The 22,981-nt window shown below is 40.4% G+C and carries 18 protein-coding genes, 1 pseudogene and 1 riboswitch; of the genes and pseudogenes, 10 read left to right on the forward strand and 9 right to left on the reverse strand.

Annotation, left to right across the window (positions count from 1 at the left end; translation table 11 throughout):
* Window positions 1–104: 104 nt before the first annotated feature.
* The 4 genes from acnB to I6F10_RS09795 all read right to left on the reverse strand — a co-directional run bounded on the left by acnB (window position 105) and on the right by I6F10_RS09795 (window position 6,557).
* Window positions 105–2,702, reverse strand: a complete 2,598-nt coding sequence (gene acnB, locus I6F10_RS09780) for a bifunctional aconitate hydratase 2/2-methylisocitrate dehydratase (protein WP_002958806.1) — start codon at window positions 2,700–2,702, stop codon at window positions 105–107.
* Between the two features lie 292 nt (window positions 2,703–2,994).
* Entirely contained in the window at window positions 2,995–4,050 is a 1,056-nt protein-coding gene (locus tag I6F10_RS09785; RefSeq protein WP_002958805.1) for an OmpA family protein, read from the reverse strand.
* A 390-nt stretch (window positions 4,051–4,440) separates the two neighbouring features.
* Window positions 4,441–5,850 (reverse strand): protein adenylyltransferase SelO, encoded by a 1,410-nt coding sequence (locus I6F10_RS09790; protein WP_165743506.1) that lies wholly within the window; start codon window positions 5,848–5,850, stop codon window positions 4,441–4,443.
* 11 nt (window positions 5,851–5,861) lie between these two features.
* A complete protein-coding gene (locus tag I6F10_RS09795; RefSeq protein WP_165743508.1) occupies window positions 5,862–6,557 on the reverse strand; it encodes a DNA-3-methyladenine glycosylase I in 696 nt (231 codons plus the stop codon).
* Between the two features lie 191 nt (window positions 6,558–6,748).
* Window positions 6,749–6,949: riboswitch (Lysine riboswitch) on the forward strand.
* Window positions 6,950–7,139: 190 nt separating this feature from the next.
* Here I6F10_RS09795 and dapA point away from each other — a divergent pair.
* The 5 genes from dapA to I6F10_RS09820 all read left to right on the forward strand — a co-directional run bounded on the left by dapA (window position 7,140) and on the right by I6F10_RS09820 (window position 12,525).
* Entirely contained in the window at window positions 7,140–8,024 is an 885-nt protein-coding gene (dapA, locus tag I6F10_RS09800) for a 4-hydroxy-tetrahydrodipicolinate synthase (protein ID WP_165743509.1), read from the forward strand.
* Window positions 8,025–8,039: 15 nt separating this feature from the next.
* On the forward strand, window positions 8,040–8,780 hold the full coding sequence (locus I6F10_RS09805) for a 2,3,4,5-tetrahydropyridine-2,6-dicarboxylate N-succinyltransferase (RefSeq protein WP_002958799.1): 741 nt from the start codon (window positions 8,040–8,042) through the stop codon (window positions 8,778–8,780).
* Window positions 8,780–9,985, forward strand: coding sequence for a PLP-dependent decarboxylase (locus tag I6F10_RS09810; protein WP_165743511.1), 1,206 nt, complete (start codon window positions 8,780–8,782; stop codon window positions 9,983–9,985). Before I6F10_RS09805 ends, I6F10_RS09810 begins: the two co-directional genes overlap by 1 nt.
* Before the next feature lie 5 nt (window positions 9,986–9,990).
* Window positions 9,991–11,112 carry a succinylglutamate desuccinylase/aspartoacylase family protein gene (locus I6F10_RS09815; protein WP_165743512.1) on the forward strand — a complete coding sequence of 374 codons (1,122 nt, stop codon included), beginning with the start codon at window positions 9,991–9,993 and terminating at the stop codon, window positions 11,110–11,112.
* Window positions 11,113–11,490: 378 nt separating this feature from the next.
* Window positions 11,491–12,525, forward strand: coding sequence for a phospholipase A (locus I6F10_RS09820; protein ID WP_165743514.1), 1,035 nt, complete (start codon window positions 11,491–11,493; stop codon window positions 12,523–12,525).
* Between the two features lie 72 nt (window positions 12,526–12,597).
* On the opposite strand, the gene I6F10_RS09825 is transcribed toward I6F10_RS09820, so the two are convergent.
* Window positions 12,598–13,491 (reverse strand): bifunctional GNAT family N-acetyltransferase/hotdog fold thioesterase, encoded by an 894-nt coding sequence (locus I6F10_RS09825; RefSeq protein ID WP_149594448.1) that lies wholly within the window; start codon window positions 13,489–13,491, stop codon window positions 12,598–12,600.
* A gap of 246 nt (window positions 13,492–13,737) precedes the next feature.
* On the opposite strand from I6F10_RS09825, the gene I6F10_RS09830 reads away from it, so the two are divergent.
* On the forward strand, window positions 13,738–14,445 hold the full coding sequence (locus tag I6F10_RS09830; protein WP_165743547.1) for a spermidine synthase: 708 nt from the start codon (window positions 13,738–13,740) through the stop codon (window positions 14,443–14,445).
* Here the strand turns inward: I6F10_RS09830 and dtd are convergent.
* Both dtd and I6F10_RS09840 read right to left on the reverse strand, forming a co-directional pair.
* Window positions 14,442–14,879 carry a D-aminoacyl-tRNA deacylase gene (gene dtd, locus I6F10_RS09835; RefSeq protein WP_165743516.1) on the reverse strand — a complete coding sequence of 146 codons (438 nt, stop codon included), beginning with the start codon at window positions 14,877–14,879 and terminating at the stop codon, window positions 14,442–14,444. The two genes, I6F10_RS09830 and dtd, sit on opposite strands and share 4 nt — an antisense overlap.
* A complete protein-coding gene (locus I6F10_RS09840; protein ID WP_149594447.1) occupies window positions 14,880–15,785 on the reverse strand; it encodes a virulence factor BrkB family protein in 906 nt (301 codons plus the stop codon).
* An 87-nt stretch (window positions 15,786–15,872) separates the two neighbouring features.
* Here I6F10_RS09840 and I6F10_RS09845 point away from each other — a divergent pair, with 87 nt between their 5' ends.
* The 3 genes and pseudogenes from I6F10_RS09845 (at window position 15,873) to I6F10_RS09855 (ending at window position 18,468) form a co-directional block, all read left to right on the forward strand.
* A complete protein-coding gene (locus I6F10_RS09845) occupies window positions 15,873–16,529 on the forward strand; it encodes a DUF2959 domain-containing protein (RefSeq protein WP_165743518.1) in 657 nt (218 codons plus the stop codon).
* Window positions 16,530–16,603: 74 nt separating this feature from the next.
* A pseudogene (locus I6F10_RS09850) lies at window positions 16,604–17,672 on the forward strand (MBL fold metallo-hydrolase).
* Window positions 17,673–17,739: 67 nt separating this feature from the next.
* Window positions 17,740–18,468 (forward strand): CBM9 family sugar-binding protein, encoded by a 729-nt coding sequence (locus I6F10_RS09855; RefSeq protein WP_165743520.1) that lies wholly within the window; start codon window positions 17,740–17,742, stop codon window positions 18,466–18,468.
* Window positions 18,469–18,629: 161 nt separating this feature from the next.
* Here I6F10_RS09855 and I6F10_RS09860 read toward each other — a convergent pair whose 3' ends face one another.
* Both I6F10_RS09860 and typA read right to left on the reverse strand, forming a co-directional pair.
* Complete coding sequence (locus I6F10_RS09860; protein WP_165743522.1) at window positions 18,630–18,947, reverse strand: hypothetical protein; 318 nt, start codon at window positions 18,945–18,947, stop codon at window positions 18,630–18,632.
* Between the two features lie 214 nt (window positions 18,948–19,161).
* A complete protein-coding gene (typA, locus tag I6F10_RS09865) occupies window positions 19,162–20,985 on the reverse strand; it encodes a translational GTPase TypA (RefSeq protein WP_002961123.1) in 1,824 nt (607 codons plus the stop codon).
* A gap of 507 nt (window positions 20,986–21,492) precedes the next feature.
* Here typA and glnA point away from each other — a divergent pair.
* Window positions 21,493–22,899: a glutamate--ammonia ligase gene (glnA, locus tag I6F10_RS09870; RefSeq protein ID WP_024603879.1), complete on the forward strand. Its 1,407-nt coding sequence runs from the start codon at window positions 21,493–21,495 to the stop codon at window positions 22,897–22,899.
* The last annotated feature ends 82 nt before the right edge of the window (window positions 22,900–22,981 follow it).

Consider the following 22,981-nt stretch of genomic DNA (forward strand, 5'->3'; position numbering starts at 1 on the left):
ACTAGAGTTAATACAATAATACAAAAAAAGAAGCATGAACTATCTAATATTTTTTTAGCCAATAAAAAACCCGCCGAAGCGGGTTTTTAAACAAACTCTAAAAGTTATACAGCTTGTTGAATAATCACGTTGTCTGCTTTTTTAGTGTAAGCAGGCATACGGTGGAAGTTTAAGTAACGGTAAGTATCTGCAGCCGTTGCATTAATCTTCGCTGCGTATTCTTGGTACTCAGCTGGAGTAGGTAGTTTACCTAAAATAGCCGCTACTGCAGCAAGTTCTGCTGAAGCTAAGAATACGTTCGCGCCATTACCTAAACGGTTAGGGAAGTTACGTGTAGAGGTAGACACAACCGTTGCTTTGTCTGCAACACGTGCTTGGTTACCCATACATAGTGAACAACCTGGAGTTTCGATACGTGCACCTACACGACCAAAGATACCGTAGTAACCTTCGTCTGTAAGCTGATCTTTATCCATCTTAGTTGGCGGGGCAACCCAAAGCTGAGTTGGGATACGACCTTTAAAGCCATCTAGTAACTTACCTGCTGCGCGGAAGTGACCGATGTTAGTCATACAAGAACCGATGAATACTTCGTCGATTTTCTCGCCAGTAACATCAGATAATAAACGTGCATCATCTGGGTCATTTGGAGCACAAAGGATTGGCTCTTTAATGTCTGCTAAATCGATTTCAAGTACATGTTTGTACTCTGCGTCAGCGTCAGCTTCCATTAGTTCTGGGTTAGCTAACCAATCTTGCATTGCAGTAATACGACGCTCAATAGTACGTACATCGCCGTAACCTTCAGAGATCATCCATTTAAGCATAACAATGTTTGATTCTAGGTATTCTGCGATAGACTCTTTAGAAAGTTTAACCGCACAACCTGCTGCAGAACGCTCTGCAGATGCATCTGATAGTTCAAACGCTTGCTCAACAGTTAGGTGTTCAACGCCTTCAATTTCTAGTACACGACCAGAGAATTCGTTAATTTTACCTTTTTTCTCAACTGTTAATAAACCTTCTTTAATACCGAAGTAAGGGATTGCATGTACAAGGTCACGTAAAGTGATACCTGGTTGCATTTCACCTTTAAAGCGAACCAAAATTGACTCAGGCATATCAAGAGGCATAACACCTGTAGCTGCTGCGAATGCTACTGCACCCGAACCTGCTGGGAATGAAATACCTAATGGGAAACGTGTATGTGAATCACCACCAGTACCTACAGTATCTGGTAATAACATACGGTTTAACCATGAGTGAATTACACCATCACCTGGGCGAAGTGACACACCGCCACGGTTCATGATGAAATCAGGAAGCGTATGGTGAGTGTTTACATCGATTGGTTTAGGGTAAGCCGACGTATGACAGAAAGACTGCATTGTTAAATCTGCAGAAAAACCTAAACATGCTAAGTCTTTAAGTTCGTCACGTGTCATAGGACCTGTTGTATCTTGCGAGCCAACAGTTGTCATTTTAGGTTCACAGTATTGCCCTGGGCGAATACCTGGAACGTTACACGCTTTACCAACCATTTTTTGCGCTAGTGTGAAGCCTTTTTCAGAAACTTCTGTCACTGTTGGTACTTTAAATACATCAGTTGGACCTAGGCCAAGTGATGTACGTGCTTTATCAGTTAAACCACGACCAATGATAAGTGGTATACGACCACCAGCACGAACTTCATCTAAAATTACATCAGATTTAAGTTCAAAAGTTGAGATTACTTTGTCAGTACCGTGGCTCTTAACAACACCTTCGTACGGGTAAATATCGATTTGCTCACCCATGTTAAGCTCATCAACATTTAATTCGATTGGTAATGCACCTGAATCTTCCATTGTATTGAAGAAGATTGGAGCAATTTTATTACCTAGACATACACCGCCAACACGCTTGTTTGGTACGAATGGGATATCATCGCCCATGAACCAAAGTACAGAGTTAGTTGCAGACTTACGAGAAGAACCAGTACCAACAACATCACCCACATATGCAAGTGGTAAGCCTTTAGTTTTTAATTCTTCAAGCTGAGAGATTGGACCTACTTCGCCTGGCTTGTCTGGTGTAATTCCATCACGTTCAATTTTTAGCATTGCTAAAGCATGAAGTGGGATATCTGGACGAGACCATGCATCTGGTGCTGGTGATAAGTCATCAGTATTTGTCTCGCCAGTTACTTTAAATACAGTAACTGAGATCTTTTCAGCAACAGCTGGCTTATTAGTAAACCACTGCGCATTTGCCCAAGACTCAATAATTTGCTTAGCGAATGTATTACCCGCTTTTGCTTTTTCTTCAACATCGTAGAACGCATCAAACATAAGTAATGTATTTGAAAGGCCTTTAACTACGATTGGTGCAAGTGTTTCGTCATCAAGTAGGTCAATCATTGGCGCGATATTGTAACCGCCCAGCATTGTACCTAATAATTCTGCCGCTTTTTCTTTAGAAACAAGTGGAGAATTAGCTTCACCTTTAGCTACAGCTGCTAAAAATCCCGCTTTAATATAAGCAGCATCATCAACACCAGCTGGTATACGCTGAATGAACAAATCTAAAATGAATTCTTCTTCACCTGCAGGTGGGTTTTTTATTAATTCAATAAGATCAGCAGTTTGCTGAGCATCTAATGGCGCTGGTACGATACCTAACGCGGCACGTTCTTCTACGTGTTTACGATATTCTTGTAGCACAATATTGCCCTCTTGGTGACGTGAAAGTATCCGGTAGCGCTTTGGGCGCGAATAAGTTACCCAATACTTATAGTATTCTAACGCGTAATTATAAAGCTTTTATGGATAGATGAAAATCCATCCAGTTGCGCAACTGATTATACCGATTATAAATACTATGAATAGTGGTTGTGGTAAAAACTATTTTCATGAATACTTGTTAAGTAAGAATCATTACCATTAACTAATATTATTTTATTACAGCCATAAAAAAACCCAGCACTTGGCTGGGTTTTTATTACAAACTACTTAATTAACGTAAAACTTTAACGTTTTTGATAGTTTTGATATGCGCTTCTACACGACGGTTTTCTGCGTTTGCAGCTTTAGTGTTTGCATCATTTTTAAGACGCTCTTCACCTAAACCAACTGTAGTAATACGGTCTTCAGCAATGCCATCAGCAACAAGTTGCTTAGCTACAGCATCAGCACGTTTTTTAGATAACCATTTGTTGTAAGTTGCTTTACCTACAGCAGAAGTGTGACCTTCTAATAGTACTGTTGTATCTGGATACTCTTTTAAGAATGCAGATACTTTTTCAATATCATCTAAATATTGAGTAGATACTGCAGAAGCATTGTTAGGGAAAGTCACTAATAAGCTTACTGTTACTTCTTTATCTTCATATAAAGTACAACCAGTACCATCTACAGCATCAGTCATAGGTGTGTTAGGACACTTATCATCTGCGTCAGCAATATTATCATTATCGCTGTCTGCAGGGGCTACAGCTACTTCAACAACTTCAGGAGCAGGTTTAACTTGCTCAACCGGTGCAGAGTTTTGGCCAAATAAGTAGTTAATACCAATTTTAGCGCCAACATCTGTATAACCACGGTCAAGGCCTTGGTATACAGCTGTTTCAGCATTTACAAATAAGCCATCTGTAATGAAATGCTGGTAACCAACACCTGCATTTAAGAATGTGTTGTCATCAACTACGTCAATTTCTTTAATACCGAAAAGACCATAGAAAGGACCGCCGTCTAAATGGTAAAGAGCATCAATACCGTAACGCTCGCCATCAATATTGTTACGGTTGCCAGCAACTTTATCAAAAGCATTAAAATCCATGTCTGCATATTCAAGACGTGCGCTCCAGTAATCACTGAAACGGTAACCAGCTTCAACACCCCAGCCAGTTGATTCGTTTACGTCAAGACCGGCTTGATCACGCATGTTTTTCCAAGATGCGTCATAGTAGTCACCAAATGCGCCAATGTAGAAACCTTCTTCTTTATCAGCAGCGAATGTAGATGCGCTAGTTGCAGCCAACGCGATTGCAATTGTAAGTGTTTTTAATTTCATTGTTTTCTTCCCATTTGAACAATTTTAAATTGTAGCTAATCGATACTAGCTCAATCAGTTTTATATAGACTAACTGAGCCTTTGTTAATCAATACTTAACGAAAAATAAAGTTTATAACTTTTTTTCTATGCCTTGTCACAACACACATCCACTTACTATAGGCGAAATTAAAACTTTATTGAAAAATAAATATAGTAGTTTTTGTAAATTAGTACTTAGCAAGGAAAGTAAGAGCAATTAAATTGAATGCACTTATAAATGCAAAGAAATATTGCTTGCTTTATATTGTGCGCATAATACCACCAGAATTAGCATTCCCCTAGGTATATGCGCATGTTTGATTAAAAAATGACTCTTTTTAATCATGCGGTTATATTTAAAGTTAAGTATTAAGTACCACAAAAAGTCTGGTAGTCATTATCATTAGTCGGTGGAGAGCAAAATTCTGATAATTCTTCACTGTTAGAATATGGATTGCCGGCTATTTTTATAAAGCGCTGTAGTAACTCGCTAGATCCTGTAGCGTTATATTGTTCAATTATTTCTTCGATCACATGATTTCGCGGTATAACACGAGGATTTGCCGCTCTCATTACTTTATAACTATTATCGTCAGTTAAGCTTACCCACTTAGCTCTCCATTCAATTAGCGACTCAGGTACGCTTTTTTCTCCTTTTAAGGATTCAGTAAGCGCATCAAAGGTGTTGGTGTAGTCGAGCTGATTATCTTTTAATAGCGTTAACAACTCTGCTATTAACTCACCACTACTATCGCTAGATTCATTTAAACCCAATTTTTGTGCCCACATAGCCGTAAACTCAGTATTAAACTGCTCAGCAAAACTATTAATAAATGGCGTCATTAATGAAACCGCTTGCTCGTCATCATCGCTAATAAGCGGTATTAAACTCTCAGCTAAGCGTGCGCAGTTCCAGTTAGCTATATTAGGTTGATTACCAAATGCATAGCGGCCTTGTTTGTCTATAGAGCTAAATACGGTATCAAAATCAAAGCTATTCATCATGGCACACGGACCGTAATCAATGGTCTCTCCGCTAACTAGCGTATTATCTGTATTCATTACTCCGTGAATAAAGCCAACACGCATCCAGCTCACAACTAGCTTAACTTGGTTTTTAATCACAGCGCCTAAAAATGCTAAATATCGCTGCGAACCTGTATCGGTTATTTCTGGGTAGTGACGCTCTATAGCTAAATCGGCTAAATTTTTAAGCCCTTCAACATCGCCTTGCGTCGCTAAATATTGAAACGAGCCAACACGAATATGGCTAGTTGCTACACGCGTAACGATAGCCCCAGCTTGTGGCGGATTACGATAAACCGTTTCACCACTACCAACAACCGCTAAGCAGCGTGTGGTTTTAACTCCCAGTGCATGCATTGCTTCGCTCATTACGTATTCACGAATAGCAGGACCAAGAGCACAACGCCCATCTCCCCCTCTTGAGTAAGGAGTAGCACCAGAGCCTTTTAATTGAATATCCCATAACTGGTTTTCATCATCACTAATAGCGCCCAGTAAGTGCGCTCGTCCATCGCCTAAGCGGGGTGAAAAATGTCCAAATTGGTGCCCAGAGTAACCAAGTGCTACTGCAGGAATCGCCTGTTTTTCGTTACCGCTAAAAGTGCTGGCACGCAAATCAGCCGCAACGTTAATATTAAATTGTTTTGCTAAGCTCTCATTCCACAGTAGTAGCTGAGGAGAGGCGACACTTGCAGGGAAATCTTCTATTGCGAAATTTTCCGCAATATCTGTGTATCTTGGCACTAATTTCATGGTAATTCCTATTATTGCTGACTTATACCAACCCGGTTGTCACCTACGCCATAAGCAACAATTAAGCTTAACTCTTGCATACTTAAGCCGCTTTGCTTTTGCATTTCGTTAAAAAAAGCTTGGGCTGCATTTAGTGACTTTTTAGTTTGTAAGCCGCCGTCTATAATTTTATGGGCACGCAAATAATTCTCTACATCGCGTGATAGTAAAAATGTATCTTTACCAAGTGCTCGCAGCGCATAAGGCCCTGTATTTCCGCCTAAACGCGAACCATGTTTTTTTAAATACGCCCACAAACCAATAATATCCTCTGTTGGCCAATTAGCGATAAACTGACTAAAACTGCCATGTTCCCCTGCTATTTCGTGGATCATGTAAGCATTTTCGGTAATTGTTTTTACTTTTTTATAGTTACGAACAATGCGCTCATCCGTTGCTTTTTGTTCCAGCATATCAGGTGGCATCATTAATAACTTGTCAACGCTAAAATCCCAAAAAACCTCTCTAAAGCCCGGCCACTTATTATTTATGACTGACCAATAAAAGCCGCTTTGAAATACTTTTCGAGTAAATTCTTCAAGCCAATCGTCGTCACTTAACGTGCTTAGTTGTTTTTTAGATAGCGGTTTTGCAAGTAATAACTTAAGCATTTTTTCAGAGCCTTTTCGCTCTACCGCTCGCTTATAAATATCGCTAAATTTTTCCATACTAATTAAATACCTCACTACTTATATTGCTAGTGTACGAGAAAAGCACCTAATACGTAACCACCCCTCTTTTCGATGAATTAATCTGTATTTAGTCGCTTGACACCTAGACGGCTAAAATGCTTTAATCGCCGTAATTACCCTATTTAAATTGCACAGGTTTGTAAGTTTTACTCTACAAACAGGTGCAAAGGGCTAGAAGAGGTGCGTTATTCAGGTAGCGTATGTTAGGAGCGCAAACTCCAGTAAGCATACGTGAGGGGAATTAACGCCGAGAAGTAACCACTTTTGCGAGGTGTTTATTTCGGGCGACTAGGTTGAACCCTAGCGACTGTCACCAATAGCTGTTTATAAAAAGCAGCTTGTTAGTTTGGTGGAGAGCTTCTGGTCTTAAATATTAAGGCCGTGCGCCCTATTATTTTAAGCCCATTCGCTCTTCGAATTATTAGTTCGAACGACGTTAATGCGGCTCCTTCCATAAAGCTTTTTAACTCTTCGAATAATACCAATTACATTAAATTAGTTATCGCTAAAATGATCACGTTTTTAATAAAATTGGTACAAATTATAAGTTCGTGAGAGATGATCAACAACTTCAATTTAAACGACTACTCACTGTGGACCGCGCTCGTTACGCCATTTGATCAACACGGCGATGTTGACTACAACACGTTAACTAAGCTGGTTAGTGATCAAGAAGCGGCACATAACGGTATTTTGCTACTTGGCAGTACGGGCGAAGGTTTAGCACTAACGCTAAAAGAACAACAAGCCATTGTTGAGCACGTATGCCAGCTAAAACCAACAGTACCACTCATGGTAGCTGTCGGCGGTAGTAACTTAAAGCAACAAATTGAGTGGGTTAACTACTGTAATACACTCCCAATTCATAGCTTTTTACTTGGCTCACCGCTTTATGCAAAGCCTGGCGCTGTAGGTCAAACTCATTGGTTTGAAAGCCTACTAAATGCAAGCGCTCACCCATGTATGCTTTATAACGTACCAGGTCGAAGCGCTGTTAGCATCCCAGCGGCAACAATTCAAAACTTACAAAACAATAAAAACTTATGGGCGTTAAAAGAAGCGAGCGGCAGTATTGCTCAGTTTGAAGCTTACCGCCAAGCGGCGCCTAATTTAGCTATTTTTAGTGGCGACGATGCGCTAATGCCTTATTTTGCTCAAGCTGGCGCAAAAGGTTTGGTGTCGGTAGCTGCAAACGCATGGCCTGGACAAACTCACGAGTTTGTTCAGCGCAGTTTAAGTGGTCAACACCCTAATTTATTTGCCCTGTGGTCAAGCGCTATTAATAGCCTATTTGCTGTCGCAAACCCTATTCCCGTAAAGGTACTGATGCATTTGCAAGGCCGCTTAAGCAGCCCGCAACTTCGTCCACCTTTAACACATCTTGAGTTAACTCAAACCGATTGCATCACAACTGCAAACAACACCATTTTATCTTGGCATTAAATACAGGTTTTTATAATGAGCTGGTTAGAACTATTAAATAATTTAGAATCGGGCGCAGTACGCGCAGCATCACAAAACGAAAGCGGCCAATGGCAAGCTAACGTAGAAGTAAAGCAAGGCATTTTAGAAGCCTTTAAAAATGGCACTAATACTGAGTTTGCAGGCGGCTTTGTTGATAAACATAACCTAGCTCCACAAGAGTTTAGTACTGACGATGGCGTTCGTATGGTACCAGGTGGCTCAAGTGTTCGCCGTGGTGCTTATGTTGCTAAAGGCACGATTATTATGCCACCAGCGTATGTAAACATTGGCGCATATATCGACGAAGGCACAATGGTAGATAGCCACGCATTAGTGGGTTCTTGTGCACAAGTAGGTAAAAACGTACATTTAAGCGCTGCAGTTCAGCTTGGTGGTGTACTTGAGCCAATTGGTGCAAGCCCAGTAGTTGTGGAAGACGACGCCTTTATTGGCGCTGGCTGTATTATTGTTGAAGGCGTAGTCATTAAAAAAGGCGCAGTACTTGCCCCAGGCGTGCGTTTATCAGCAACTATTCCGGTATACGACTGCGTAAACGAGCGCCAACTAGATAAAGGCGAGCCAATCCCAGAGTACGCGATTGTAATACCGGGCTCTCGCCCTGCGTCAAACGAATGGGCGCGCGAGCAAGGCCTAAGCATGTCGTGTGCGTTAATAGTTAAATACCGCGACGAGAAAAGCGATGCATCGTTATTGCTTGAAGAGGTTTTACGATAATGAGCTTTTTGAGCACGCCTATCAAAACCGCTGTAAATACAATTACACAACAACTTGATACACCTTTTTTTGTTTACGATTTAGATCAACTAAACACGCATCTTGCGCGTTTAGTTGCGCAAACCGATGTAAAACTGTGGTACGCGGTAAAAGCAAACCCACTGTCTAAAATTATTCAAAGCTTAGACAGTGCTGGCTTTAATTTTGACGTAGCAAGTAAAGGTGAGCTTGAGCAAGTACTCGCACAAGGTATTAGCTCGCAGCGCGTGCTCAACACAGGGCCTGCAAAAAGCCCTAAACAAATTAAACACTTTATTGAGCGCGGCGTGCGTATATTCGTAGCAGAAAGCCTCAATCAAGTACGTTGGTTAAACCAACAAGCACAACTACAAAACACGCAGTTACAAGTATTACTGCGAGTGCAATTACGCTGGCCTGAAGGTGAAAAAAACCCTCTGGGCGGCGATAGCCTTACGCCGTTTGGTATGGGTTGTGATGAGTGGCAAGCACTCAATGTAGCTGACTACCCTGCACTTAAATTTGACGGCCTGCATATTTTTCAGTGGGGCAACATGCTTAGCACGCAAAAGCTAAGCGATTTGTGGTCACAAATGATTGCACCTCTTAGCCAACTTGCCAGCGATTTAAATATTAGCCTTAAGATTTTAGATTTAGGTGGTGGTTTAGGTATTCCTTATACACAAAACGAAGCAACACTTGATTGGGATGACTTAATTGCTGCGCTCGCTAAAATTAAAAATGATGCGGGTGTAGAAGAATTATGGATGGAACTTGGTCGCTATGCCGTGGGCGAATGCGGTCATTACGCAAACCCAGTAGTAGAGCGCAAACAAAACTACAATCAAGAACAAGTAATTTTAAGCGGCGGTATAAATCACTTATTACGCCCTGCTGTTACCAGCCAAGACTTTCCTGCTGCATTACTGCGTGAATCCAGTGCTAAAACTCAAGCGGTCACTTTATACGGCCCACTTTGTACAGCGCTTGATTGCTTGGGTGAACATAACTTACCAAGCGACTTAAATGAGCACGACTGGCTAGTGTTTAGCCAATGCGGTGCTTACGGCTTTACCGAAAGTATGCCGTATTTTTTATGCCATGAGCTAGCTGCTGAGTACACCTTGCAAAACGGTACACTTACCTGTGTTCGCCAAGCCGAAAATGCCAGCCATTATTTAAGGTAACAAGTATGAGTAATACAACACACATTAGCCAAGAGAACATTGTAGTAGGGGAAGTTGCAAACGGCTTACCGCTTACAATTCCTGTGTATCGTTTAAAAGGCAATGGCACAGGGCCAAGTGTTTACATTCAGGCCAATATGCATGGCGCTGAAGTGCAAGGTAACGCAGTTATTTTTCAGCTGCTTGAGCAATTAAAACACCTTAACCTTAGTGGCGATATTACCCTTGTACCTTATGCCAATCCGATTGGTTGTAATCAAAAATCTGGCGAGTTTACCCTTGGCAGGTTCGATCCGATTACGGGCACTAATTGGAATCGCATGTATCACTACAATAAAAATTTAGTGGCACAGTTTGCACAAAATCATACTCAGTATGACGACGCTACATTAAAAAGTAACTTCAAACAGGCACTTATTGACGAAGTAGACAGCAAACTTAACGGCCCTGCTTATTTACTCAATACGGGTAAACGCATTGCGCTTAACTTACAAAAGCTCGCTCATCAGGCTGATATAGTACTCGATTTACACACAGGCCCTATTTCAAGCAAGCATCTGTACTGCCCAAGCTATGCAACCGACAGCGCACGTTACTTTAATATTGAGCATGTATTGCTTATTCCTAGTGATTTTGACGGCGCTATGGATGAAGCTAACTTTTGCCCATGGTGGCATTTAAGTGATGCACTTAGCGGACAAGGTCGCGAATTATCAATACCTGTAGAAGCATTTACTGTAGAGCTAGGCAGCCAAGAAAAAATAGACTTAAAAGAAGCATTAAACGATGCAAACAGCATTTTAAGTTACTTAAATCACAAAGGCGTATTACAAAACGCACCGCATACGCCAGCTAATATCACTCGTTATGCATGTAACTTAGATGACTACTTTGCCTATTATGCCCCTATTGGCGGCATGGTTGAATACTTAGCTCCACTTGGCGGGCACATTAAAGCTGGTGAGCCTATTGCCAATATTTTACGCATGGAGCGCTACTTAAGTGAGCAACCATTGCAAACACTTACTCTTGATTGCGATGCAATTGCTATTTTGCACTTTGCCTCAGCGAGTGTTAATCAAGGTACCGAGCTTTATAAGTTTTTTACTAACATATTTGAGCTTTAGCTCACCCTTCTCATTGCGTGAGAGTAATACCAATTGCATTAAATTAGTGATCTATTATAGCGATAAGGAAATAGCTTAATAACAAGGCTAAAATTATGGTACATAGTTGTTCTATATAAATAATTTTTAACGTAGTTAGTGAGTTATTTAATACGCTAGAATGATCATGTTTTTAATAAAATTGGTATAAATTAACTAAAATAGTTAATGTGCATTAGAAAAGCGGCTTAGGCCGCTTTTCTTTTGATCTATACTTACTTTGTATACGTATGGACCTTGTTATAAATGCAAATTCAGTAAAAGTTCACCGTTACATATGTAAAAAGACGTTATAATTAAATTAACGCATACAACAACCCAAACTCACAAGGAATTACAATGAGCTGGCGCCACTGGATAACTCTTTCTGCTTTAATTAGTACCGCTACCTTCGCACAAGAAGAAGTTGCTACAAACGAGCAAGACAACGACATCGAGCTTGTAAAACAGTGTATTTTAAATGAGGTAATTGGCGGAGATGGTAAACAGACATTAGACGATCTTCGTAAAAAGTGTTCAGCTCTTGAAGAAAATAAACAACTTACCGCGCTTGATAAACGTCAAGCCCGTGAAGAAGTAGGTAAAAAAAATAGAAATGTAATTACGCCACATAAGCGTAACTATATTTTACCGCTTTCGTACGTATCACACCCAAACGATCGCCCTTTTGATGGTTTTGATGCACTAACAGATGATAACGACGGCGAACCGCTCGACAACCTAGAAGCAAAATATCAGCTATCGATAAAAGTGCCTCTTTACGATGATTTTTCGGATAAAGACCAAGCCATATTTTTTGGTTTTACACTGCAATCATATTGGCAAATTTATAACTCAGAAATTTCGTCTCCATTTCGTGAAACAAACTACGAACCAGAGATATTTTGGATAAATTACCTCGACCCAGAAAACGTATTATGGGGCGACGAAATGGCAATCGCATTAGGTATTTCGCATCAATCAAATGGTCGAAGCCAACCAAACTCGCGTTCGTGGAACCGTATTTATGCAGAATTTATCTGGGAAAACAGAGGCTTTGTTTTTAGCTTTAAACCTTGGTATCGGATAGCTGAGGACGAAAAAGAAGATATTTTAGAAGCCAATGGCGACGACAACCCAGACATATACAAATACATGGGTTACTTTGAATTTAGCGGCGCATATCGTTTTCATGACCATGAATTTAGCTTTATGACGCGTAACAATTTAAATTCAGATAATCGTGGTGCAATTCAACTCGACTGGTCATTTCCGTTATGGGGCCGCGTTCGTGGTTATGCACAATACTTTAACGGTTATGGCGAAAGCTTAATTGATTACAATGCGGATGTAGAACGTATTGGTGTAGGTATATTATTAACCGATTTGCTGTAATACTTCCCTAAGTTTTACGCACAAAAAAGCCAAGCATCGCTTGGCTTTTTTGTGTATCGAACAGCTAAACAGTTATTTTTTTACTACAAACTGCCCTTCAAATTCTGCAACCACGTTATCACCATCGTAAACAGTTACTGGCACTACGTAACTTGCTTTACCGTCGGTTTCTAAATCGCTTAACTTGCCCTTACAGGTTTGTATATCAACACAACCACGTGGGTCGGTAGTAAGCGGCTTTAAGTACTTAATGTTAGCATCGGCTAATACAATATTACCTTCAAGCCCAGCTTCTTTAAGCGCTAAGTACGTAGCGCCCCAACCTGTTAGCGTGGCCAAGCTATAAATAGAGCCTGCAAACATGGTGTTATGTAGGTTTAAGTTAGCGTCTAGGTCGGCGCTGGTTGTAAATTGCCAATCGGTATAGCTTTCTACCTTAATACCCATCGCGTCACTAATTGGAATAGACTCACGCCACGTATTTTGTAGTACTTGCGTCCAATTAGGGTGACGAAACCAACCTGGCTCAGACGGTTTTTGCTTTACCATTTTAAAGTGTTGAACATCGCCATACGCTAAGTGCGCTTTTTCTTTTAATTCGTAACCGTGGCGTTTATAAAATTCAAGCGCTCGTTCGCGTGCAAACAATACAAGCTCACCTGCGTTTTGAACCCATGCAATTTTTTCAAGCTCGTGCAGTAAGCGACTACCAATATGCTGGTTACGATTACCCTCTGCAACCGCCATATAGCGCACTTGTGCTTGCTCATGATTGTTAAAGTGCAAACGTGCTACACCTAGCACTTCGCCTTCTTTATTTTTTATAAAGCGGTGCTCAGAGTCTTGTTCCATATCGTCTTGTTCAGAGCCACGTGGCTCGCCCCAAGGCGCGCGTAATACCTGCCAACGCAATTGGTAATACGCTTGCCAATCTTCGCTACTTTGTGGGGTGCTTACCTGAAACATACATACTCCTGTTGTTATATAAGCCGTAAATAAAAGTCAAAAAAGGCTACGGCGCTATACTAATCGTATTGATTATCTACCAAACTAAAAAGCTTAAATAATTAAGTCCGTTGGTATTATTTATGGCAAATACCATACTCCATCTTAAAAAAACTGCAAATACGACTTTGGTGATGGCTGTAAAATAACGTAAAAAATAATGGCAAAGGCCATTGCGCTTTAATGTTGCTAGTTTATGCTGAGAATATGATGGAAAAAATCAATTATATAAACTCGCTGACGGGCTTGCTAAGCGATCAATTTATTGAAAATAGCCATAGCATTGGTCAGTTAATCTATTGGCATAAATTCAGTGGCGATCACATTCAAGTACGTGAGCACGAGCAGTTACGCTGGTTACTTATTAACGATACTCTTCAGTCTGTTGTTGATTTAAATAACCCGGATTTATTACTTTTTCCACATTTATTATGCCTAGGTAAGCATTGGCAGGCTCTTAAGCCGCCACAAAAAGTGTTAGAACTTGGTCTCGGCGGCGGAGCAATTCGTAATTATTTACAGCATAAATACCCTAAAGCACAAATAACATCGGTTGAAAAAAACGCCGATATTATTGATTGCTACACACAATTTTTTTCGTCAAATAAAAATGATCAATTGCTTTGCGCCGACGCACAGCAGGTTTTAAAAAGTGCACAAAATATTGATTGGATTATTCTCGATTTGTTTAGCCAGATAGATGCACCTCGATTTTTATTTGAAGAGGCATTTTATAAAAAAATCTACTCGGCTTTAAATAACAACGGCGTGCTATTTATTAACTTTTTATCGCAGCATGAGTCGCAATTAAAGCAACTTCAGCAGCTATTACTCGATGTATTTGACTGTAACGTCAGCCCGCAAAAAATTACGGGCTATGTAAATCATATTGTCGTGGTTACTAAAAAAGTTTAAACAGATAAGTTAAACGTAACGGGCCCATCGTTACACAAGCTTACTTGCATATCGGCACCAAACCCACCTGTGGCTATTGTAAGCCCCAACTCTTTAGCTTGAGCTACAAAGTATTCGTAAAGCTCGTTAGCTTGGCTTGGCGTTGCCGCAGATGAAAAGCTAGGGCGCATACCCTTTTTAGTATCTGCCGCTAAGGTAAATTGCGAAACCACCAGCAACTCACCTTTAATATCTTTAAGGCTTAAGTTCATTTTGTCGTTTTCGTCAGTAAAAATACGATAATTACTTACCTTGTGCAAAAGCTTATCGGCCGTTTGCGTATCGTCGTGTTTTTCAACGCCCAGCAACAACAATATACCTTGGTTAATTTCGCCTACTACTTGGTTGTTAATTTCTACTTTGGCATGCTTTACGCGTTGTATTAAACCTTGCATTTAAACTGTGTCCTTTACTGCTGGCTCATCATCTTCTAATTCAAGCTCTGGTGTTTCTGGAATATCATTTGGGCTAATACACGCTGTAAATTCAGCGCCAAGCAAAACAACAATCCACGACAAATACACCCATACAAACAAAATAGGAATGGTTGCTACTGCGCCGTAAATAACTTCGTACGAAGGAAAATGGCTAATATAAAGTGCAAATCCTTTTTTAGTCAGCTCAAATAAAAGTGCCGCAAAAAAAGCGCCTGGTATCGCCGCTCTGAACGATACACGCGTATTAGGCACTAAAGTGTAGAGCATAATAAAGCCCACCATCGAAATCCCATACGGCAATAACTTTAACAAAAACCCGCTAAACCCCGGAATACCCTGATCAGCAAACGATACCAAAGATACAATATAAGAGGTAACACCAATACTCGCTCCGAGTAATACAGGCCCTAAGCTCAAAACCATCCAGTACACAGCAAATGAGATCATCATTGGGCGTTTTTTCTTAATTCGCCAAATTCGATTTAGTGTGGCATCTACATTACGTATTAACAGCAAGGCTATTGCAGCTAAAAAGCCAATACCTACCGCCGTCATTTGATTAGCGTTACCGGCAAAGGAGCTAATGTGCTCTCTAATAACATCGGTAGAGGTAGGGACAAAGTTGGTAAACAAAAAGCTCTCAATTTCCATGCGAGTAGATTCAAAGCCCGGAAAAGCTGAAAATATAGCAACACCCACCGCAATTAATGGCACTAAAGAAAGAAGGGTTACGTAAGCAAGGTAACCTGCATTAACCGTTATTTGATCGTCTATACAACGATTAAAATACTGCATCCACCAACCAGGCTGCTGGCGTATAAAGGACTTAACTTGCTGTTTGTAATGTGAGAGCTTATCATTCATACAATTGACTTGTGCTTATATAGTTTTGATTATAATAACAATCAGCGCCATAATTTACAGCACTAACGCTCGTAAACAGGAATTCAAATGAAAAAACAAACATTACTCAGTGTTTCAATGCTTGTCGTAGCACTTACTTTAACTGGCTGCCAATCAGCTTATTATTCTGCGATGGAAAAAGTGGGTGTTCACAAACGCGATATTCTTATTGACCGCGTAGAAGAAACCAAAGACTCTCAGCAAGAGTCACAAGAAGAATTTAAATCGGCACTAGAGCGCTTAACGACTCTAATCGATTTTAATGGTGGCGAACTACAAGACACTTATAATCAGTTAAACGACGATTACGAGTCGAGCTTAAATGCCGCTAACGAAGTGTCAACTAACATCAATAAAGTAGAAGACGTGGCAGAAGCCCTGTTTGATGAGTGGGGCGATGAGCTAGAGCAATACAAAAGCGCGTCACTTAAGCGTGAAAGCAGCAAAAAGCTAACCGCGACTAAGCGTCAATTTGATCAGCTATTACGCTCAATGCGCAGCGCAGAGAGTAAAATGGAGCCAGTATTAACCTCGCTTCATGATAACGTTTTATACTTAAAGCATAACTTAAATGCACAAGCGGTATCGGCTATTAAAGGTGAATTCACTAACCTTAAGCGCGATATTCAATTGTTGATGAACGACATGAACAAATCGATTGCCGATTCAAATAAATTTATTGAGCAAATGAATAGCGCTGGCTAATCATTTGTTACTTTAACAAGCCTGCTTAATTGCAGGCTTTTTTATGTTAAAGGGAATACTAAAAGGGATTTACAATGAAACGCTTTTTAATCGCAGCAATGCTCTTATGTATAATAACGGCCTGCGGTGCACCTAATAATATTAATCGTATTACCAGCTCTGACTCAGTTGTTGTTATTAATGATAAGAACGGCCGTTATAAAAATTTATACACAGGTGAAAAAACATATCCCACCACCTGTACTGAAAACTGCTACCCAGCCCACCCAGACTTACTATGCAAAACCGGCAGCGAAAACTGCCAGTACCAAGGCCAGCAAACTAAACCACAACTTAGCACTGGCTATACAGCACGCTGGCTTGGTCACGCTAGTTTTGTAATTAACACCCCAAATGGTCAAAATGTGCTGTTTGATCCGGTAAAAAATCAGTTTGATTCTCCAGTCGCACTTGGCTTTAAACTCAGCGGTGGCACTTATCGTAAAGCAGGCGCTTGGCCTAGTGAGCAAGAACTGGAAAATATTGATGCGGTAATGTATTCGCATATTCATTACGATCATTTTAATAAAGCCGACATACAAAGCATTGGCAATAAACCTCGCTATTTAACACCACTCGGGATGGCCGACAACTTCCCTACCGGCGGTTTTAATATTAGCGAAATGCCGTGGTACTCAACAACCAACATTGACGACTTAGTTATTAACGCCCTGCCAGCTCATCATTTTAGCGCTCGCGTATTAGTGCCCTTTCTTTACGAAGATAACAATAAAGACTTATGGAATGGCTGGCTGCTTGAACAAAACGGTAGCACCTTATTTTTTGCAGGCGATACAGGCTACTCAAAACACTTTAAAGACATATGGCGATATAGATGGATGCTTAATCCCAATCGCTTCTTACTACAGTAAAGACGATCCTAACTGGTACCGTTACGTGCACACCACACCTGAAGACGCGCTCAACGCAGCACAAGAGCTTAATTGTAAAGTAATGATACCGTGGGGATACGGTAACTCAAGTTGGAAAATGGGCGACCACAGCAGTCATTCAGCCTTACTTCGCTTATTGCATATGTACAATAAAATGGATTCAAAAGTACCGCTGTATATTTTAAACGAAGGCGAAAGTATTTCACTGTAACTATTTACTTAGCTGTTTTAAGATTGTTATTACATTAAGACAAATCGACAATAAAATTGAGAGATTAATGAAGAAATTAGCACTCGCCTTAAGCTTTTTATTAAGCACGCCAGCAATGGCTATTGATGTTGAACATACATCAACCCCAATTACTATTGATGGCGTATCAGAAAGCGCATGGGATAAAGCCGCTTGGCACGACATGCCTTATCTAATGGATGGCACACTGCCATCAAACGATGCCGACTTTAAAGGGCGTTATCGCTTATTGTGGGATCAAAACTATTTATACCTACAAGCCGATATTGTGGATGATGTTCTAATAGATAAACACGCAGATCCAACCTATAAATATTGGGATGACGATGCGCTTGAAGTGTTTATAGACAGCGACGCATCGGGCGGAAACCACCAATTTAATCACACCGCTTTGGCGTACCACATTGGCCTTGATAACCAAGCCGCCGATTACGGCCCTGATAAACAAGCCCACTTGTATACCGACCACCTAACAAGTAACTGGAAGCGCAATACCACCGCACCTTTTAACATTACGTGGGAAGTAGCAATAAAACTCTACCCTAATGATTATAAAGAAGGTGCTAAAAACACCCCAATTACACTTAGCGAAAAGCAAGTAATAGGCTTTATGTTAGCGTATTGCGATAACGATGGCAGTGACGTGCGCGAGCACTTTATGGGCTCACACGAAGTACAACCAATAAATGGCGACAGAAACCGTGGTTTTATAGATGCCGACGTATTTGGCAAAATAACCCTACTCCCTAAAAAGTAAGCCACCCCCATCAAGAAGAGATACAAGGTTGGGTTGAGCGCAGCGAAACCCAACGACCCCACCACCAACAAACACAGATACTTTGCATTATCGATTATTTAATTCTCAAGCACGTTTTTGCTTAGACAAAGAGCGGGCTGCGCCCTAATATAAAGCTAATTTCAGCCACCCTTTTGCTCATGTTTAATAATTTTAAGAAGCAAATCAATTCTGCGATTTGTTTTTTTGGTTTGCTCCCTAATCATTCCCTGCACCACAGCTGAAGCAAGGAAAATAAAACATATTATTTGAAATAATTCAGTTTCAATATCATAGAAGCTATTAGCAATTGATAACAAAACAAACGGTAAAAAAATTAATATGAGATCTTTCAAGCCCCAATCATTTTTTCCTAACGTTTCAAATTCATCTTTATATTTTTGCAGTTCAGCAATATGTTCTATCTCTAGTTTTGCCTTAATTACATTTTCGGTATTCACACTAGCTTACTCGCACATATTAAATATAGCTTTGATAATAACTTAATACCTTTTTTAGGTTCAATATTAAAAACTGCTTAACAGTATCGAACCAACCGCGATGTTCTTCCAACCTGAGAGCTTACAGCTCTTCTCTCGCTAACTATTGTTCACAAAAAAGCCGCTGTATTTTTCAATACAGCGGCTTTTAAAATCATTATTCTAAATTAATAGATTATGACTTAGGTGCACGACCCGCACGTTTACGTTCGTTTTCTGTAAGGTGTTTCTTACGGATACGAATGTTTAGTGGAGTAACTTCAACTAGCTCGTCATCATCGATGAACTCAAGCGCTTGCTCAAGTGAGTAGTTAAGGTGTGGAGAAAGCGTTTGCGCTTCATCAGTACCAGATGCACGTACGTTAGTTAACTGCTTGCCTTTAAGGGCGTTAACTGTAAGGTCGTTATCACGGTTATGAATACCGATAACCATACCTTCGTATACTTCAACACCGTGACCGATGAATAAACGGCCGCGCTCTTGTAAGTTGAATAATGCGTTAGTAAGTGCTTTACCAGTTGCGTTTGCAATCATTACGCCGTTCTTACGAACACCGATAGCGCCACCTTTATGAGGACCATAATGATCGAACGTATGGTACATAAGACCAGAACCCGAAGTAAGCGTCATGAAATCAGTTTGGAAACCAATTAAACCACGGCTTGGGATCATGAAGTCTAAACGCATACGGCCTTTGCCATCTGGAGTCATGTTAGTAAGTTCACCTTTACGTAGGCCAACTTGTTCCATAACAGAACCTTGATGCTCTTCTTGACAGTCAATAGTCACTGTTTCAAACGGTTCTTCTAGAACGCCATCTACAGTACGTAAGATAACTTCTGGACGAGAAACTGAAAGCTCGTAACCTTCACGACGCATGTTTTCGATTAAGATACCTAGGTGTAATTCACCACGACCAGAAACACGGAAGCTATCTGGGCTTGCAGTATCTTCAACGCGAAGTGCTACGTTGTGTACTAATTCTTTGTCTAAACGCTCACGGATATTACGTGACGTTACAAACTTACCTTCTTTACCACAGAAAGGTGAGTTATTTACAGAGAATGTCATTGTTACAGTTGGCTCATCAACACTTAGTGGTGGTAATGCTTCAACGTTTCCTGGGAAACAAACTGTATCAGAAATCTTAAGCTCACCAATACCTGTTACAGTTACGATGTTACCAGCGTAAGCTCTATCAGTTTCGATACGCTCAAGACCTAGGTAGCTTTGTACTGCACCAATTTTACCATTACGTGTAGTGCCATCAGCACTGATAATAGTAACTTGTTGGTTAGGAGCAACAGAACCACGTTTTATACGACCAATACCAACTACACCAACATAAGAGTTGTAATCTAGTTGAGAAATTTGCATTTGGAAGTCACCTTCAGGATCTGCATCCGGTGGTGATACTTCTTCAACGATCATCTTGAACATAGGTTCCATGTTGTCTGATGGTTCGTCTAAATCTAGTGTTGCCCAACCGTTGATTGCTGAAGCGTAGATTACTTTAAAGTCTAACTGTTCGTCAGTCGCGCCAAGGTTGTCGAATAAATCAAAGATTTGATCCATAACCCAATCTGGACGAGCGCCTGGCTTATCAATTTTATTGATAACGACGATTGGCTTTAAGCCTTGCGCGAATGCTTTTTGCGTAACGAAACGCGTTTGCGGCATTGGACCTTCTTGAGCATCAACAAGTAATAATACTGAGTCAGCCATCGAAAGTACGCGTTCAACTTCACCACCGAAATCGGCGTGTCCCGGGGTATCTACGATATTGATATGGTAGTCATTCCAAGAAATGGCTGTGTTTTTAGCCAAAATGGTAATACCACGTTCTTTCTCAATGTCGTTTGAGTCCATCACGCGCTCTTCGTTACCGCCGCGTGTTTCTAATGTACCTGATTGCTCAAGTAGTTTGTCAACCAGTGTTGTTTTACCATGGTCAACGTGCGCGATAATCGCTATATTTCTTAACTGTTCGATGCTCATATATTTACTCAGAGAAATTAAATTCTCATTGATCCTGCAAGATCTACGCACTCATCCACGCTTTCGCGAGATGTCCCAGCATAGGATTTAAAAGGGCGCATATTATCCCTCATTAATGACATGGATGAAAGTTTATCCAATATAAATTTCAAAACTTTCTCAATACTTTTACTAAGTATCTGTTTTATATATGACAATTATATGAATTAAATTTCAAATTTTTTTTGAAAAACAGCCTTTTTGGCTATTTTGCTGATCTTTTTGGTACTCTTTTGCATTTAGGTTATGCTATTTCCGAGCGATTAAATTAGCAGCAAATTGTGCCCTGTAAATTTTGCACCAAAAAGGAAAATTTACGCACCAATATAGTGCGTTTGTACATTCCATTTTGATGCAACGATATTTTTTTAATTTATAAACAGCTAGTTATAAAAATGGCACAAAATCAGCTTAGTAAATCCCAAAGCAATTATGCAGCAATAACAAAACCCAATAGTTGGAGGACACATGTCACAATCGGTTTTAGATTTTATTAAAGAAAATGACGTCAAGTTCATTGATTTACGCTTTACTGACACTAAGGGTAAAGAACAACATATATCTATTCCTCATCACCAAGTTGATGAAGACTTTTTTGAAGACGGTAAAATGTTTGACGGTTCTTCAATTGCAGGCTGGAAAGGCATAAACGAATCAGACATGGTATTAATGCCAGTTGCTGAATCAATCAAACTAGACCCTTTCACTGAAGAATCAACATTAATCGTACGTTGTGACGTAGTAGAGCCTTCAACACTTCAAGGTTATGAGCGCGACCCGCGTTCTGTTGCTAAGCGTGCTGAAGATTACATGCGCTCTACAGGTATTGCAGATACAGTTTTATTTGGCCCTGAGCCAGAGTTTTTCGTATTTGACGACGTTAAATACAAATCAGATATGTCTGGTTCTATGTACAAAATTGATTCTAAGCAAGCTGCTTGGAACTCAGATAAAGAATATGCAGATGGCAACACAGGTCACCGTCCAGGTATTAAAGGCGGTTACTTCCCAGTTGCTCCTGTTGATGACTTCCAAGATTGGCGTTCAGCTACGTGTCTAGTTCTAGAAGAAATGGGTCAAGTAGTAGAAGCACATCACCACGAAGTTGCAACAGCAGGTCAAAACGAGATTGCTACTCGCTTTAATACAATGGTATTAAAAGCGGATGAAATCCAAGAAATGAAATATGTTATCCATAACATGGCTCACTTATACGGTAAAACAGCAACGTTTATGCCTAAGCCAGTTGTTGGTGATAACGGTTCTGGTATGCATTGTCACCAGTCACTTGCTAAAGATGGTGTAAACCTTTTTGCTGGTGATAAGTACGGCGGCCTTTCTGAAGATGCGCTTTACTACATTGGTGGTATCATCAAGCATGCTAAAGCAATTAACGCTTTTGCAAACGCCTCTACTAACTCGTACAAACGTTTAGTACCAGGTTTTGAAGCACCAGTTATGCTTGCATACTCTGCACGTAACCGTTCTGCATCAATCCGTATCCCAGTGGTTCCATCTGAAAAAGGTCGTCGTATTGAAGTACGCTTCCCAGATCCAACAGCTAACCCATACCTTGCTTTCTCAGCAATGCTTATGGCTGGCCTTGATGGTATCAAAAACAAGATCCACCCTGGCGATGCTATGGATAAAGATTTATATGACTTACCAGCTGAAGAAGCAGCAGAAATCCCAACTGTTGCAGCATCACTTGACGAAGCACTATCTGCACTTAGCGCAGACCGTGAATTCTTAACTCAAGGTGGTGTATTCACTGATGACTTAATCGATGCTTACATCGAACTTAAATCTAAAGAAGTTGAAAAGCTTAACATGACAACTCACCCAGTTGAGTTTGAAATGTACTACAGCTGTTAATTTAGCTGTATAAAATATGTGTGTTCTCAAGCCCGCTTTGCGGGCTTTTTTAATGGTAAAATTAATCAATCTCCACTAAAGT

This window comes from Pseudoalteromonas sp. SWYJZ98, assembly GCF_015864495.1.
GTDB lineage: Bacteria > Pseudomonadota > Gammaproteobacteria > Enterobacterales > Alteromonadaceae > Pseudoalteromonas > Pseudoalteromonas distincta.

Excerpts from the sequence above, each read along its gene's own strand:
- I6F10_RS09785 (WP_002958805.1), bottom strand. The coding sequence starts at position 4,050 with ATGAAATTAAAAACACTTACAATTGCAATCGCGTTGGCTGCAACTAGC.
- dtd (WP_165743516.1), bottom strand. The coding sequence starts at position 14,879 with ATGCAAGGTTTAATACAACGCGTAAAGCATGCCAAAGTAGAAATTAAC.
- I6F10_RS09815 (WP_165743512.1), top strand. The coding sequence starts at position 9,991 with ATGAGTAATACAACACACATTAGCCAAGAGAACATTGTAGTAGGGGAA.
- I6F10_RS09790 (WP_165743506.1), bottom strand. The coding sequence starts at position 5,850 with ATGAAATTAGTGCCAAGATACACAGATATTGCGGAAAATTTCGCAATA.
- glnA (WP_024603879.1), top strand. The coding sequence starts at position 21,493 with ATGTCACAATCGGTTTTAGATTTTATTAAAGAAAATGACGTCAAGTTC.
- I6F10_RS09855 (WP_165743520.1), top strand. The coding sequence starts at position 17,740 with ATGAAGAAATTAGCACTCGCCTTAAGCTTTTTATTAAGCACGCCAGCA.
- I6F10_RS09820 (WP_165743514.1), top strand. The coding sequence starts at position 11,491 with ATGAGCTGGCGCCACTGGATAACTCTTTCTGCTTTAATTAGTACCGCT.
- I6F10_RS09830 (WP_165743547.1), top strand. The coding sequence starts at position 13,738 with ATGATGGAAAAAATCAATTATATAAACTCGCTGACGGGCTTGCTAAGC.
- I6F10_RS09825 (WP_149594448.1), bottom strand. The coding sequence starts at position 13,491 with ATGTTTCAGGTAAGCACCCCACAAAGTAGCGAAGATTGGCAAGCGTAT.
- I6F10_RS09805 (WP_002958799.1), top strand. The coding sequence starts at position 8,040 with ATGAGCTGGTTAGAACTATTAAATAATTTAGAATCGGGCGCAGTACGC.
- I6F10_RS09840 (WP_149594447.1), bottom strand. The coding sequence starts at position 15,785 with ATGAATGATAAGCTCTCACATTACAAACAGCAAGTTAAGTCCTTTATA.
- I6F10_RS09795 (WP_165743508.1), bottom strand. The coding sequence starts at position 6,557 with ATGGAAAAATTTAGCGATATTTATAAGCGAGCGGTAGAGCGAAAAGGC.
- I6F10_RS09845 (WP_165743518.1), top strand. The coding sequence starts at position 15,873 with ATGAAAAAACAAACATTACTCAGTGTTTCAATGCTTGTCGTAGCACTT.
- typA (WP_002961123.1), bottom strand. The coding sequence starts at position 20,985 with ATGAGCATCGAACAGTTAAGAAATATAGCGATTATCGCGCACGTTGAC.
- I6F10_RS09810 (WP_165743511.1), top strand. The coding sequence starts at position 8,780 with ATGAGCTTTTTGAGCACGCCTATCAAAACCGCTGTAAATACAATTACA.
- dapA (WP_165743509.1), top strand. The coding sequence starts at position 7,140 with ATGATCAACAACTTCAATTTAAACGACTACTCACTGTGGACCGCGCTC.